At 37.9% G+C, this 14,163-nt stretch carries 15 protein-coding genes; 8 read left to right on the top strand and 7 right to left on the bottom strand.

Translation table 11 applies throughout. The features are described 5' to 3' along the window. The first annotated feature begins 11 nt into the window (after positions 1 to 11). From C0W29_RS00385 to C0W29_RS00370, 4 genes are all read left to right on the top strand, one after another. Complete coding sequence (locus C0W29_RS00385; RefSeq protein ID WP_045042036.1) at positions 12 to 725, top strand: ATP-binding cassette domain-containing protein; 714 nt, start codon at positions 12 to 14, stop codon at positions 723 to 725. After that, positions 712 to 1,305, top strand: coding sequence for a molybdenum cofactor guanylyltransferase MobA (gene mobA / locus C0W29_RS00380; RefSeq protein ID WP_045044529.1), 594 nt, complete (start codon positions 712 to 714; stop codon positions 1,303 to 1,305). The genes C0W29_RS00385 and mobA overlap by 14 nt, the downstream gene beginning before the upstream one ends. Next, positions 1,292 to 3,076, top strand: coding sequence for a bifunctional molybdopterin-guanine dinucleotide biosynthesis adaptor protein MobB/molybdopterin molybdotransferase MoeA (locus C0W29_RS00375; protein ID WP_045044530.1), 1,785 nt, complete (start codon positions 1,292 to 1,294; stop codon positions 3,074 to 3,076). The genes mobA and C0W29_RS00375 overlap by 14 nt, the downstream gene beginning before the upstream one ends. Before the next feature lie 186 nt (positions 3,077 to 3,262). Next, positions 3,263 to 3,979 (top strand): DUF3581 domain-containing protein, encoded by a 717-nt coding sequence (locus C0W29_RS00370; RefSeq protein WP_036794745.1) that lies wholly within the window; start codon positions 3,263 to 3,265, stop codon positions 3,977 to 3,979. A 77-nt stretch (positions 3,980 to 4,056) separates the two neighbouring features. Here the strand turns inward: C0W29_RS00370 and C0W29_RS00365 are convergent, their stop codons facing one another. The 3 genes from C0W29_RS00365 to nagE all read right to left on the bottom strand — a co-directional run bounded on the left by C0W29_RS00365 (position 4,057) and on the right by nagE (position 7,615). After that, positions 4,057 to 5,394, bottom strand: coding sequence for a sensor histidine kinase (locus C0W29_RS00365; protein ID WP_036794747.1), 1,338 nt, complete (start codon positions 5,392 to 5,394; stop codon positions 4,057 to 4,059). After that, entirely contained in the window at positions 5,375 to 6,052 is a 678-nt protein-coding gene (locus C0W29_RS00360) for a winged helix-turn-helix domain-containing protein (protein WP_045042040.1), read from the bottom strand. Before C0W29_RS00360 ends, C0W29_RS00365 begins: the two co-directional genes overlap by 20 nt. Positions 6,053 to 6,232: 180 nt before the next feature. Continuing rightward, the gene (gene nagE / locus C0W29_RS00355) at positions 6,233 to 7,615 is read right to left on the bottom strand and encodes an N-acetylglucosamine-specific PTS transporter subunit IIBC (RefSeq protein ID WP_045042041.1); all 1,383 of its coding nucleotides are present in this window, start codon (positions 7,613 to 7,615) and stop codon (positions 6,233 to 6,235) included. A gap of 443 nt (positions 7,616 to 8,058) precedes the next feature. Between nagE and C0W29_RS00350 the strand changes: the two genes are divergently transcribed. Continuing rightward, positions 8,059 to 8,781 carry a phosphatase PAP2 family protein gene (locus tag C0W29_RS00350; protein ID WP_045044531.1) on the top strand — a complete coding sequence of 241 codons (723 nt, stop codon included), beginning with the start codon at positions 8,059 to 8,061 and terminating at the stop codon, positions 8,779 to 8,781. 81 nt (positions 8,782 to 8,862) lie between these two features. Here the strand turns inward: C0W29_RS00350 and C0W29_RS00345 are convergent, their stop codons facing one another. After that, positions 8,863 to 9,219: a helix-turn-helix domain-containing protein gene (locus C0W29_RS00345; protein ID WP_045042043.1), complete on the bottom strand. Its 357-nt coding sequence runs from the start codon at positions 9,217 to 9,219 to the stop codon at positions 8,863 to 8,865. A 241-nt stretch (positions 9,220 to 9,460) separates the two neighbouring features. Here C0W29_RS00345 and C0W29_RS00340 point away from each other — a divergent pair, with 241 nt between their 5' ends. Next, on the top strand, positions 9,461 to 9,811 hold the full coding sequence (locus tag C0W29_RS00340; protein ID WP_045044532.1) for a hypothetical protein: 351 nt from the start codon (positions 9,461 to 9,463) through the stop codon (positions 9,809 to 9,811). Positions 9,812 to 9,907: 96 nt separating this feature from the next. Beyond that, positions 9,908 to 10,357, top strand: coding sequence for a DUF411 domain-containing protein (locus C0W29_RS00335; RefSeq protein ID WP_045042045.1), 450 nt, complete (start codon positions 9,908 to 9,910; stop codon positions 10,355 to 10,357). A 98-nt stretch (positions 10,358 to 10,455) separates the two neighbouring features. Here C0W29_RS00335 and C0W29_RS00330 read toward each other — a convergent pair whose 3' ends face one another. Continuing rightward, positions 10,456 to 11,415, bottom strand: coding sequence for a hypothetical protein (locus tag C0W29_RS00330; RefSeq protein ID WP_045044533.1), 960 nt, complete (start codon positions 11,413 to 11,415; stop codon positions 10,456 to 10,458). Positions 11,416 to 11,722: 307 nt separating this feature from the next. On the opposite strand from C0W29_RS00330, the gene C0W29_RS00325 reads away from it, so the two are divergent. Continuing rightward, entirely contained in the window at positions 11,723 to 12,094 is a 372-nt protein-coding gene (locus C0W29_RS00325) for a DUF4156 domain-containing protein (protein ID WP_045042047.1), read from the top strand. 79 nt (positions 12,095 to 12,173) lie between these two features. On the opposite strand, the gene C0W29_RS00320 is transcribed toward C0W29_RS00325, so the two are convergent. Further along, entirely contained in the window at positions 12,174 to 12,866 is a 693-nt protein-coding gene (locus tag C0W29_RS00320; RefSeq protein ID WP_045042048.1) for an MOSC domain-containing protein, read from the bottom strand. A 181-nt stretch (positions 12,867 to 13,047) separates the two neighbouring features. Beyond that, a complete protein-coding gene (locus tag C0W29_RS00315) occupies positions 13,048 to 13,629 on the bottom strand; it encodes a hypothetical protein (RefSeq protein WP_052671572.1) in 582 nt (193 codons plus the stop codon). Positions 13,630 to 14,163: the final 534 nt, after the last annotated feature.

The raw sequence follows: 14,163 nt of genomic DNA, 5'->3' as shown, positions 1-14,163 counted from the left end.
GAGGCCTCATTATGACTCATGCATCCATTCAGGCACTCGACCTTTCAGTCCGTTTTAAAAGTCGATTACTGTTTCATATTCCACTGCTTAATTTAGCCCCTAGAGAAGCTATCTATTTAACCGGTGATAATGGTGTTGGGAAAACAACATTATTGAAAGTGTTAGCTGGCTTACAAAAACCCACCACTGGCAGTATTAATATTCATCAGCATACTTTTTTTAGACGGCTCTTTAGTGGCCGTTATGAAGGGAGTATCATCTATCTCCATCAAACGCCGTATATGTTTGATGCAACAGTGTTTAACAATGTATGCTATGGGCTAAGATTTGCAATTAAAGACCGTCAAAAGCGCCGTAATGAAGCCATTAATGCTTTGCGTATGGTCGGTCTTGAAACGCTTGCTAATGAACATATTTCTGTTTTGTCAGGTGGTGAACGCCAACGTGTAGCAATGGCACGAGCATGGGTACTCAAACCCAGTGTGCTATTAATGGATGAATCTAGTGCCAGCATGGATCAAGAATCCATCAATCGCCAAGTTATTCTAGCGGAAGATTTATTGTCACGTGGCACCAGTTTGGTCATTACTAGCCATCAGCAGAATGCACTGACTGCACTTTGTCGTCGTCAGTGGACAATCAATGATACTCAATTAATTGAACGAGCCGATCTCCAACTCGTTACAAATATCAAAAACAATAAGGATAATTATGCCTACGCCTGAACAGACCCATTGGATAATTTTAGCTGGTGGCCAAGCCAGCCGTATGGGGGGCAACGATAAAGGCTTGATTGAACTTGCAGGCCAGCCATTTATTCAACATGTTATTGATACACTTGCACCACAAACATCACATATCAGTATCAACGCTAACCGTAATCAGGATATCTACCGCCAATACGGTGATGTCTTCGGTGATAGCATTGAAAACTACCCTGGCCCATTAGGTGGAATGCACGCTGCACTGCATCACATTAATAACGACTGGATTGGCTTTGTGCCTTGTGATTGTCCGCAATTACCCCATGATTTAGTTGCTCGAATGGCTACAGCATGTCAACCCGATACTGATATCGCAGTGGCTCACAACGGTGAGCATATTCAACCGGTAGTGACACTGCTTCATCGCCGTATTCTTCCTAAACTAGAAGCCTTTTTAGCCAATGGTGATCGCAAAATCATTTTGCTTTATCGTCAATGTAATATGATCACCGTTGATTTCAGCGACCAAGCAGATGCCTTCATTAACCTTAATACCCCAGAGGAATTATCACAATTTGGAGTACGCCATGAATCAAATTAACGCATCAGTACCCTTATTAGGCTTTGCTGCATTCAGTGGCACAGGTAAAACAACCCTTATTGAAGCGATATTACCGAAATTAGTCGAACGTGGCCTCCGTGTCGCCGTAATCAAACACGCACACCATGATTTTGATATTGATCAGCAAGGTAAAGACAGCTACCGATTGCGAAAAGCGGGTGCGGCTCAAATGCTAATCTCTTCTCGGTATCGTCGTGCGTTAATTACAGAAACACCAGCAACTGAAGCGACCTTACCGCATTTGATTCGCCAATTAGATCAAAGCCAACTCGATCTCATTTTAGTTGAAGGATTTAAAAAACTTGATTTCCCAAAAATTGAATTACGCAGGAAAATCATTAATAAGCCGTGGTTATATCAAGATGATAGCAATATTATTGCGATTGCAAGTGATACCCAAATAGATTCAAGCTTACCGCAAATAAATATAGATGATATCGACCAATTAACAGATTTTGTGGTTCAGTTCAGTTGCCAATCATCATCACAATCTCATCAAACCCAAATAGCTAGCTGTGATGATATTCAACCACAAGGTATGTTGTCAGTTAATGAAGGCCGTACACGCATTCTTGATCAAATAAAACCACTTGAAAATCCTCAAACGGTTGAGCTTAAACAAGCACTGGGTCATATAGTACATACTGATATTCACTCACCCGTTAATGTACCTCAGCATACCAATTCAGCAATGGACGGTTATGCTATTCGTAGCGCCGATATAGCGCTAAATAGTTATACTGTTGTCGGTCAGGTTTTGGCTGGACATCATTACTCACAGCCGTTACAAGTCGGTGAAGCTGTCCGCATTATGACTGGCGCACCAGTTCCACAAGATGCAGATACGGTCATTATGCGTGAGCAAGCACAGCAAGATGGTGACACTGTCACATTCAATCTTAGTATGGGTGCGATTAAAGCTGGTCAAAATGTGCGATTAGCTGGTGAAGATCTCGCTATTGGTCAAGTGGCGGTTGCAAAAGGACAAACAATCACTGCACCAGAACTTGGAATGATAGCGTCACTTGGGCTTAATAAAATCACCATCAACTCCCCTATTCGAGTTGCTATTTTCTCAACGGGTGATGAAGTACAAGCACCTGGCGAATCTCAGCAACAAAACTGTATTTACGATTCAAATCGCTATAGCGTATTTGCTTTACTGATGGGTTTAGGTTGTGAGGTAGTCGATTTAGGAATCATTGAAGACAGTGAAGCTGCACTGGAAGCCACATTGCTCCAAGCTAGCCAACAGGCTGATATGATTTTATCATCTGGTGGCGTGTCTGTTGGTGATGCGGACTATATCAAAACGGTACTTGATAAACTTGGTGAAATTAATTTTTGGCGAATTAATATGCGTCCAGGGCGCCCATTAGCCTTTGGTCATATTAATGGTATTCCATTCTTTGGTTTACCGGGTAATCCTGTTGCCGTAATGGTGACATTCCTACAATTTGTTGAGCCAGCAATTCGCAAACAGCAAGGTTATCAACATTGGCAACCACAAACATATACTGCTATTGCAGCAGAGCCGCTACGTTCTCGTATTGGACGAACAGAATATTTGCGTGGGTATTTTAAATGGGATGCCAATGGTCGTCTTAGCGTACAAACTATTGGCTCACAGGGTTCTGGTATTTTACGCTCAATGAGCGAGGCTAATTGCCTAATAGAGATTCCACCACAACAAGAATATGCTCAAATTGGCGATAAAGTTACAGTGATTCCACTCGACATACGCTTATAAGAAATAAAAGCATCCTCCCAAAAAAGCCAAGCTCAACTAGATTTACTTGGCTTTTTTATGTCCAGTACTTTTACTATTTATTTTATCAATATATGTATTTACATTAATATCATCTGGCTAGACCATTAAAGTGATATTTATGTTGTAGAATAGCTACAGTCTTATTTTTAGGTATTATAAGTAAACATGTTTTTAGATTCATATTATTCAAATAACGATGGTGAATTATCTTTTACTCGTGAGCAAGCAAGCCATTTTGCAAAACGCGTAGCCGGTGACTTTAACCCTATTCACGATGAAGATAACAAGCGTTTTTGTGTACCTGGCGATCTGCTTTTTTCGGTTCTTTTAGCTAATGTTGGCCTTAGCCAAAAAATGCGTTTCGAATTTGCAGGCATGATCAATGAATCAAGTTGCCTACTTATAGACATTAAATCCCCTACAGAGCTAGCTGTTATCGACTGTAAGGGTAAAGTCTACATGGATGTAATACGCAGTGGTGAAACAACAACGGATAATGTATTAATTTCACAAGTCACTAAAAACTATGTGCAATTTTCTGGGATGAACTTCCCTCACATCATGGTACCTTTGATGAAATCAAAAGATATCATGATCAATCCAACTCGCCCATTAGTGATCTATGAATGTATGGAACTTGATTTCACACGTTTAGATCTTACAGCGCCAACCGTTGAATTAACTGACTCTATCATTGAAGTGGAAGGTAAACGCGGTAGCGTAACACTTCATTTCTGCTTTAAGGAAAATGGAGAGATTGTTGGTACGGGTAGTAAACGTATGTTAATGAGTGGATTAAAACCTTATTGCCAAGATGGTATTGATGATTTAGTTTCACGTTTTAACGAACGTAAAGATAAATTTAACGCTATCAATCGCTAATAAGTCTTACGATTCTTTCCAACAAAAAGCCCAATCGAAAATCGATTGGGCTTTTTGCTACATGTGATTTTAGCGTATTATTCACTGCTCTTTGAAACTAATTCAGACGCTAACGGTAAATATAATCGTGACCGTAAACCTGGATTATTATCACTGAAAACCAATTCGCCATTATGACGAATAACCACAGCTTCAACTAATGATAACCCCAAGCCAAATCCTTGATGAGTACGGCTACGATCAGCACGAAACATCGGTTCACGAATAAGCTCTTTATCTTCGTCTGATACACCCATGCCATTATCAGTAACCACAATACCAAAATGATCAACGATCACTTTAATTACACCCTGCTCTGGTGTGTATTTAATTGCATTTTCAACCAAGTTATATACTGCCCGAAATAATAAACTTGGCTCTCCCTGTAATCGATATGGCTGATCTTCTCGAAACGTAAGTTGCTGCTGTTTCTCTTCTGAAATAGGTAATAAAAATTCAACTACATCGCGACACACTTGAGATAAATCAACCCATTCCTTATCTATCTGCTGCTTACCGCTGTTTAAATTTGCAATTTCTAACATACCATTAAACATGCCCAATAAAACTTCCAAATCATCGTGGCATGCTTCTAATTCTTGCGTATGTGGTGAAGTTTCTTGTGTCAATAATCGCTCTAAACGTAGTTTCATTCGTGCAATAGGCGTTCGTAAATCATGTGCCATTCCGACCGATAACGCTTTAAGCGAAGTTTCTTTTTTTTCTACCTGTTCAATCAAAAAATTGAGATGAATAGTCAATACATCAAACTCATCATCATTAGTACTAACTGGCAGCTTGACCCCTTTTTCACCTAAAATAACCCGATTCATACCATGATTCACACGGGCTAACTTTTTTAGAATCACAATCGCAAATAAGGAGGCGCCAGCCAACATAAGGATAACCGGAACAGCAATGCCTGAAAGTAACATCGGAATAACTGTCTGCCGATAAGAACGCATAAATTCCGGATTAATTCTTATTACTAGCTCCATCCCCAAAGGTAATGTCACGACTTGTGATAGCTGGCTAGTTTTACCGCGACCAAAAATAAATGATGCTGCTGGGTACATAGCTGGATCATCAGTGATCTGTTTTATCGGCTGTACAACATAACTAAATGTAGAATTGTTTTTTTTACGTTGCGCTATTGTTTTATACAATCCAGAAGTATCACCTTTATTCACCATCATCGTGAACAAATTGGCTTCATTAACCAAATCACGCTTCAATTGCTGATGATAAAACGTTTCAGAACTAACGACTACCTGATTAATAAATAGAATAAATATAAAAGCGACACAGGTAATAAAATACATCAACACTTTAAAAATGGTTGATCGCGACAGGTTTTCAGACCCGGCGTAAGACATAACCAGCCCCTCGAACGGTATGAATTAAACTTGGCTCACCTTCTTGTTCTAATTTTTTACGTAAATTAGCAATATGAACATCAATGACATTGGTCTTCGGATCGAAATGGTAACTCCAAACAGATTCAAACAGGCTCATGCGAGAAACCACATTTTCAACATGTTCCATTAAATATTGTAATAACAAGAATTCCTTTTGTTGTAAATTAATCAGTCGAGAGCCACGCCATACACGATGCGATTTAATATCTAGTCGTAGATCGTCATAACTATATTCGGACGAAACAGTAGCAATAGATTGGCTCCGTTTAACCAGAATTTTCGCGCGTGCTACTAGTTCAGCTAATGCAAACGGTTTAGTCAGATAGTCATCACTTCCCGCGGTTAACCCTACAACACGATCTTCGACACTGTCCATCGCACTTAATATAAGTACTGGAGTTTGATTTTCAGTGGCTCTTAGTGCCGCTAAAACTTTTAAGCCATCTAATTGCGGTAACATTCGATCTAAAACAATCAACTGATATTCACAACTGGTTGCCATCATTAATCCTTGATGACCATCTTCAGCTTCATCAACCACAAACCCATGCTCTCGTAATCCTCGAGCAACAAATTCACGGGTTGTAAGATCATCTTCAATTACTAATATTTTCATTTAATGTCCAGACTTAGCCTATCACTCTTTAACGCTATTCAGCTCAATTACGATGATTATACACAGTCCACAGATGTTTTTTGAGATAAAAAAAACGGCCTACCAAAGGTAGACCGTTGACGCGACCATAGGGGGAAGTTATGAAATCGCGAATTCTGTATTTTGCTTAATCAATGATGCTTACATTGCTTTCATTTGGTTAGCAATAATTTCAGCTTGTGGACCAATAATAACTTGAAGGTTATTTGAGCCTACATTTACAACACCTTTAGCGCCTAACTGCTTAAGTTTAGCATCATTGATGATTGAACGGTCAACAATACCTAGGCGAAGACGAGTAATACAAGCAGAGATATCAGTTAGATTATCTTTACCACCTAGTGCTTCTAGGTATTGTAGTGCCAAATCAACTTTGCTATCTGAACCTGGGTTTGAATCTTCTTCAGGTGCATCTTCACGGCCAGGTGTTTTAAGATTAAACATCTTAATTGCACCAACAAAGATCACGAAGTAAATCGCACCAACCACTAGACCCATTGGAATGATTTCCCATGAATTATGTGCTGCTGGAGCATTGTAGTTCAGAACGTAGTCAATCAAGCCAGATGAGAAGCTAAACGCCATGTGAATATTAAGCATTGATGCAACAACAATACTAATACCCATCATAATAGCGTGTACTAGGTACAAGCCAGGTGCTAGGAACATAAACATGAATTCGATTGGTTCAGTGATACCAGTTAGGAATGCAGTCAATGCCACACTCAATAACATACCGCCAACAACTTTCTTGTTTTCTTTCTTAGCTGTTACATAGAATGCTAATGCAGCACTTGGAAGACCAAACATTACTACAGGGAAGAAACCACTTAGAATACGTCCTGCAGATGGGTCACCAGCGAAGAAACGTGAGATTTCACCCGTAACAATCTGACCAGTAGCAGGATCAGTGTAGTTACCAAATACAAACCAAACCATACTGTTAAGAATGTGGTGCAAACCAAGTGGAATCAATAGACGGTTAGCAACACCGTATACAAACTCACCAGGCATACCACTAGTAAGAATCCACTTACCTAAATGGTTGATCGCATCTTGAACTGGAGGCCATACAAGGCTAAATGCGAACGCAAGAACCAGTGCAACTAAACCAGTGATGATAGGAACAAAACGCTTACCACCAAAGAAGCCTAGGAACTCTGGCAATTTGATTGCATGGAAACGGTTGTATAACAGACCAGCACACACACCAATAATAATACCGCCAGCCACACCAGGGTCGACATCGGCATTAAGGGTCTTCATTGCGGCCATCATAATGAAGTAACCAACTGCTGCTGCAATTGCTGCTGCTGCTGAGTTATCTTTCGAGAAACCACCAGCAACACCCATTGCAAAGAGCAGTGCTAGGTTTGTGAAAACTGCCTGACCACCTGCCGCAATAAAAGGTATATTTAATAGATCGGGTTGTCCAATACGCAATAAAATACCAGCAATAGGCAGTACTGCGATCGGAAACATTATCGCGTTTCCGAGCTTTTGGAAATGTCCAAGAATACTCATTCCCTTCTCCATATCATCACATCAAAATTAATAAACAACATATGTTGTTTAAGCATGTGTTAACCATACAGTAGTTAGCTAAACTTAGTTTAAGCTAAACATTAAGTTTTCTTAATGTTTGCTCTATTTCGCGTGACAGCCTTCACAGATTAAGAAAGATGACAAGAACACACTAAAAAAAATTACAAAATTCACATTACGGCAACCGTTTGTTTTGTGAACTTTATGCGCACAATTTATTATCTCATTGTTGAATAAATAAGAAAGATGAACCTTACCTGACAAATAAGCATAGAATGTGCTACTCAATGATATTCTTAATGACATTCAGTATGATTTATGCGAAAAAGGCTCTCGTTTGAAAAAATGTCAATTTTATGACAGTTGCATTTTTTTTTATGGCTTACTTAACAATTATATAATGATAAGATTGAACCTTCTCCATGATGACTTTTATATCTAAAAAACTACCTAACTTTATTGCATTAGCTTTATTTGCATTACTGCTCTTTATCGCTATTCATATTTTCCCTGTACCAGTATTAACTACACCAGTAAGTAATGCGGCTGGTATATCATTTGCTTTATTAACTGATAGTGCGGGTAGTCCATTTTTCCTTATCACCGCAGCATTACTATGCCTTATACCTGTATTTCTGCGATTACCGAAAAAAACCATCACAAAGGTATGGATTCAATTTGGTATTCTGCTCGTATTAAGTTTCGCTACTAAAACGATATTGAAACATGAAACTGCCATTCCTCGTCCTTATACTTACGAGCTGCAATACTTACACCTAGTCGATTCACCAAAAGATTTCTATGCTTTAGATTCAGTAGCTAAAGATAATGTAGTAAAACAAGCAGAAGCATATGTTAGCCCTTGGCGTTTACGTAGCTGGGAAGGAGAAACAAATTATTCTTTCCCATCGGGTCACACGATTTTTGCTGCTATTTGTGTACTATTCTGGGGCGGTTTCTTTATTCGCAGAGGTAATTATCTTGCTGCAGGCGGATTAATTATTTGGGCAACAGGTGTCGGCATTAGCCGTTTATGGCTAGGTATGCACTTCCCCTCTGATGTAATGGGCTCCATACTCTCAGCGGCAGTACTTTATTTCTTTATCCCAGAATGGGACGAACATACAAAGAAAAAAAAGAAATAACCTGACATCATAACAGTCGCTAAAAAGGCTCATCGCATTATGCTATGAGCCTTTTTTTATAGATTAAAAATGAGATTATATTTAACTAGCGGCTGGTGTATGCTCATATTCAACAACAAGTTGATTACCCACATAGGTTACCTTTTTAATCTCACCATCAAATATAAAAGTATTTTTAACGATAGAGTGAGTAAATGTACCCTTCTGAACTGCTTCACGTAATGAGGGAAGTATTAACACCGGATCAATATTCAAAATACCACAAAAGTCATTAACAAACTGATGTTGAATAATAGTCCCCCCTCGCAGAATGTCTGAAAACTCAAGTTGCGTTAACCCTAGCTTTTTAGCCATTTCTATTTGAGTAATACGCATTTTTGCTTTGTAACTCATCCATGTATCGTGCAAAACTCGACGATCATTTTCAGTATATGCCATTTTCTTTCCTAAGACGCTTTCAACGTATTGAATAAACCCAACGTTACTCATCCTACTGCGCTAGCGTGAATTTAAACGAATTGATTTTATTCATCCATAAATTTGCTGTAAGAATGTGTGTCTCGCAATCCATACAACTATTACAGTCATAGCAATTTCATACTTTATTACAAGTTATTTATTGTTGAATTGAGCATTACATCTATAATGCCCACTTATCATAAGGATAGTTAGTATAAAAATGATACGTCGTTGGTTATATTTTATTGTACATAGTGTGCTGATCATAACTGTATTAACCAATGCAGCGTATGCGCACACCACAAAAATAACACCAACATCGGCATCACATTGCAGCAGTATGGAAAGTAGTAGTTGCTGTGAGAACACAACGACTGTAATTAATCCTCTTACTGCTAATTGCAACGATGACTGCAATGGTAATGATTGTTCATCACAGCATCACCATCAACTAGCCCTGCTCTCTAGCTTTAGTTTTCAATCATTCCGTAGTACAGAAGTACTAATGAATGCGTTATGCCAACCTCCTCGCGATTACCATGAACCATTACTAAAACCACCGATGGCGTAAGGGCTATTTCAATATTAAGCACCTTCGTTACATCATCTACCACTTTGCACCCATTACATTATTAATGTGCAAACTTGTTATTTTAGGAATGTCATCATGATCATCAAACGCACTCTGTTAGCTTGTACTCTTTTTATTTCAGCAACGGCGACAGCAGCAACGGCCCCTATCATCAAAGGTACTAATTACCTATCGCCATATTGTGGCTGTTGTAAAGAGTGGGTAACGCATATGAAAGATAATGGTTTTGAGTTAGAGAACGTTTATCAAGAAAACCTCACCCCAATCAAAATTAAACTAGGTGTATTGCCGGAGTATGCTTCTTGTCATACTGCGCAAATTGAAGGTTACACTTTTGAGGGGCATATTCCGGCAGCTGACATCAAACGATTTTTAGCTAACAAGCCAACACGTATGAAAGGACTTGCTGTAGGTGGTATGCCAATGGGATCCCCTGGTATGGAGTACGGCGATCAAAAAGACAGTTACAGTGTGGTCGCTTTTGATGACAAAGGCCGTACTATGGTTTGGGCACGACATAATTAATCGTCCTTATCCTTTTCGTTAATCAAATAAAAAGCCCGTTGATTTAGTTTCAACTCGAAAGAGAAAAACTTATCAACGGGCCTCTTTATTTAACGGCCTTACTTAAATAACGCCCTATTTGGATCGTCATTATCTGCCCATAATGGATCTAATTCGCGTTTTTCAAAATAAATTTGTAAACCATTAAAATAAGTAAACGCAGTGAGCTCTGAATCTTTACCAAAATGTTCAAAAAACACCTCTTCATGATCAGCTAACTCTACCAATGTTTGAATACCACGCTCTAATGCCCACTGAATTGCATACGGTGAAATAATAGTACGGTACAACATCAATTGTTTAATATCTGTAAGTGCAACCTTACGCTGTTCTTGCATCAATCGTCGTGATGGTTGTGCATTAGCTTGCTCTTCTGCCAATAATGCTCGTAAGCTAGCAAGGCTCGACTCTCGCTCTGCAGGCGAATAACCATAAGTCGTTTTACAAAAGCGTAAGGCATAAGTCATTTTATCGCGCCCGACCAGCTCAATCACCTGCTCAAGATAAGGCTGTGGAATGGCATATAAAGCTGCTAACTGAGTTACTGCATGATTTAAACTGGTGTAAATAATACCATCATATTCAAACTGGTATGTCGTCGTCACATCATAGCAAGGTAGCCCATCAATATTAATTGGCCAGCCAACATAATTGACTCGCTCTTTGGCTATCTCAAACATTTTCCAGCCGCTAATACGAAATCCTTCTAATGCTTTACCATCCATTTCAGAAGACTCGAGTTCCTCTTTGGTCCAGTTAACACCAATTTGTAAATGCTTATGGTATTTCTTATGCAGTTGTTGTTTTACTTTGTCACGTAGCAAATCTAAACTGCTTACTTTTATGGCATTGGCAAAAGAAAAACACTCCTGACAACACGGCAGCATAATCGGCAACGTTTGATTATCATAATTTGGAACAGCCATAAATGCATGACTGTCAAAATACGGCTCACCACAGAACCAACAGGTATGACGATAGTCAAAAGGCACATCAATATTATGGTATGAAGAAATCATTTATCTGCTATTTATGATTGAAAGTACGTTGAGTATTATGCAAAGACTAGCGTTCAACAACAAGATGATTATTTGTCACGAAGATTATTGACCATTTTATCTAAGAATCGTTGAAACAATGCAATCTCATCTGAGCTAATATTGCTTGGTTACCAAAATTGAGAATCTTTAATGTAGCTCAATGGCACATAACATCAATTCACAATAATATTAATGTTATATCCGTCGGAATCTTGGTTTTATTTGCTTGCTAGTGGCGGTATTTTACATACACTCGCGCGACATTTATTTTGTTCGTGAACTTTACATGAAAAACATTCTGGTTAGCTCAATGTTAGCCTCAACATTGCTATTAAGCGGCTGTGTTACTTTTCCAACTCCTGAGTCTAATCAAGTCGATGTGATTTGGGATGATGTAAAAGCAATAGAAAATTGTCAACGTTTAGGCATAGTATATGGCTCTGAAGGCCATTTTTATGATTACTGGTTCCATGCTGATAAAGATATGGTTTGGGGTACATTAAACCAAATGCGTAGTAAAGCAGCTCAATTAGGTGGTGATACGATCTATCTCTACCAATCACTTGATTTCTCAAGCTCGGTTACCATGTTTGCTAATGCATATTTGTGTAACAACACTGCAATACCAAGTGAACCTACAACTAATAAACTGCCATAAAAAATGTAGATCGTTATTGGTAATAAAGTAAAATTTAGGGCCGTTATTTTTAATAATGGCTACCCTAAAACTCTTGACGTTATAAAGTTTCCTCATGACCTAATAACCGAAAATCCCAACGCTCCACTTCCTGACTCTCAAGGCGAGCTATTACCTTACATTTCCAGCTTTCTGACAATTTACATTGTTGTTTTAACATCAAAAGTTTATTCTGATTTAACGGATCACCAAAGAAAATATCGCAAACTTCACGTAACGTCATCGCATTAGGCTCCTGAGCAATTAATATCAGAGGCTCATCGACACTAACCATTCCTGTTTGAATAACACGATAAAACCAACCACAACGACTTACCTGCTGCATATCAGCAGAAAAGTTATCGATACCCCACCGTTTATTCAATTTAAAGCATGGTGAGCGAGGTTGACTTACTTCAATAACGGCTTCTCCCCATTGATAACGGTCTCCTAAACAAACTGTTTCCTCTGTCATACCGTTAGAGCTTAAGTTTTCTCCCATTCCAGGAACGACCCAATCCATAATTGAACTATATTTTTGTTGCCAATAAGCATAATGCTCTGAAGGATATTGATGTAACGCACGCTCAAACCCGCCATGATGACGTAAATCTGCACATTCATCACCTTCTAGTCCTTCAAACGAAAGATATAACCGCCCCTCAACTAAAGACTTATTTATCGCCGTTTTCAGTCCGTAACAATACTCAACATTGCCACTATAAATACTATTAAGATAGATTTCCTTTTTCATACTGCCTCATTTACTTGTAAGTCTCACTTCCAACTTATATAGAAACACTGAAGAGTCAAATATTTTAGTTATTATTTCAGTTCCTTATGTTTAAACGGTTACATAGGCTACTAAAACAATAGTAGCCTATATAAAAACAATGTACCTTTATTACTAATATGAAAATACTAACGATAGTCTGTTATTGGAAATAATAGTTTATTCCCATTGTGACAGTTTGATCATCTTTTTGGGTGGTTTTAATACCATCTTCATATTTATGATCTTTAAGATGGACGTTATAATGGTAACCAAGTTCAAATCCTATTTGCTGATATCTATATTCCGCACCAATTTGGGCTCCGATTACAGGGCCATTTATCATTATTTTATCAACTTTATGGGCAGCAAATTGATATCCCGCCATTGCACCAGCTGTAAGATTTATATTACGTGCTATCGGAAGTAAATAATCATACTGTGTAAATAACATATTGGTATGAGCGTATTGTGAAGGCTCACCAGCTTTAAACTCACCAAAAGTATAGCCGAACTTAACCCTATGATGTTGCTTCAATATAGCACCAGCACCCACTGTGTATTGATTCGCAGCATGTGTCTTAAATTCAGTCGGCCCATAATTAAATACAGGTTTTTTTAAATATGTACCATAATTACCAAAAACAAATTGCTGGGGGTTAGTTTCATCTGCGTGAACAGCACAAGATGCAAGTGCTAATAACGGTACACAAAACTTAAGTGGTATTTTTGAAATCATTGACATTTTACTAATCCTTTACTTTAAATATTTACATCTGATTTTATATAAGAAGAAATGTGACAAATATACTGTTGATAGCATTTACACGTATAATATAAAATAAACAATAACTATAAACCAAAACACATATAAGCATATTATCGTCATAAATTAATTACACATAATTCATTCTTAATACCAATAGGCTACTCTTTAATTTGTATTTTTAAATGACGTAAAGTTAAGATGGCGTCAATTCCGCGTCAGTAATTAATAGAATATTAATAAACAAAAGCGTTTTTGTGTTACCGCTGAATATATATTTAACGATTAAAGAAATTATTATAAATACTCTCTCCAATAAATTAATTAAATAACTGAAAATATTTATTCGTAGTAATAAATACATATTAAATAAAATTAATATAATTATTTTATAGATAAACACTGATTCCTATTAAATTATCTTTTATCTAAATCAACAAGTAAGATAATTAGATTTGTTATGCCCTTTACCATAAGTTACCTCGCTGTAACTTACGGTTGATATGCAGACTA

The sequence above is a fragment of the Photobacterium kishitanii genome (assembly GCF_003026355.1).
Taxonomy (GTDB): domain Bacteria; phylum Pseudomonadota; class Gammaproteobacteria; order Enterobacterales; family Vibrionaceae; genus Photobacterium; species Photobacterium kishitanii.
The sequence above is the reverse complement of the archived record's forward strand: the minus strand, read 5'-3'. Positions and strand labels throughout refer to the sequence as shown.

Excerpts from the sequence above, each read along its gene's own strand:
- C0W29_RS00385 (WP_045042036.1), top strand. The coding sequence starts at position 12 with ATGACTCATGCATCCATTCAGGCACTCGACCTTTCAGTCCGTTTTAAA.
- mobA (WP_045044529.1), top strand. The coding sequence starts at position 712 with ATGCCTACGCCTGAACAGACCCATTGGATAATTTTAGCTGGTGGCCAA.
- C0W29_RS00375 (WP_045044530.1), top strand. The coding sequence starts at position 1,292 with ATGAATCAAATTAACGCATCAGTACCCTTATTAGGCTTTGCTGCATTC.
- C0W29_RS00370 (WP_036794745.1), top strand. The coding sequence starts at position 3,263 with ATGTTTTTAGATTCATATTATTCAAATAACGATGGTGAATTATCTTTT.
- C0W29_RS00365 (WP_036794747.1), bottom strand. The coding sequence starts at position 5,394 with ATGTCTTACGCCGGGTCTGAAAACCTGTCGCGATCAACCATTTTTAAA.
- C0W29_RS00360 (WP_045042040.1), bottom strand. The coding sequence starts at position 6,052 with ATGAAAATATTAGTAATTGAAGATGATCTTACAACCCGTGAATTTGTT.
- nagE (WP_045042041.1), bottom strand. The coding sequence starts at position 7,615 with ATGAGTATTCTTGGACATTTCCAAAAGCTCGGAAACGCGATAATGTTT.
- C0W29_RS00350 (WP_045044531.1), top strand. The coding sequence starts at position 8,059 with ATGATGACTTTTATATCTAAAAAACTACCTAACTTTATTGCATTAGCT.
- C0W29_RS00345 (WP_045042043.1), bottom strand. The coding sequence starts at position 9,219 with ATGGCATATACTGAAAATGATCGTCGAGTTTTGCACGATACATGGATG.
- C0W29_RS00340 (WP_045044532.1), top strand. The coding sequence starts at position 9,461 with ATGATACGTCGTTGGTTATATTTTATTGTACATAGTGTGCTGATCATA.
- C0W29_RS00335 (WP_045042045.1), top strand. The coding sequence starts at position 9,908 with ATGATCATCAAACGCACTCTGTTAGCTTGTACTCTTTTTATTTCAGCA.
- C0W29_RS00330 (WP_045044533.1), bottom strand. The coding sequence starts at position 11,415 with ATGATTTCTTCATACCATAATATTGATGTGCCTTTTGACTATCGTCAT.
- C0W29_RS00325 (WP_045042047.1), top strand. The coding sequence starts at position 11,723 with ATGAAAAACATTCTGGTTAGCTCAATGTTAGCCTCAACATTGCTATTA.
- C0W29_RS00320 (WP_045042048.1), bottom strand. The coding sequence starts at position 12,866 with ATGAAAAAGGAAATCTATCTTAATAGTATTTATAGTGGCAATGTTGAG.
- C0W29_RS00315 (WP_052671572.1), bottom strand. The coding sequence starts at position 13,629 with ATGTCAATGATTTCAAAAATACCACTTAAGTTTTGTGTACCGTTATTA.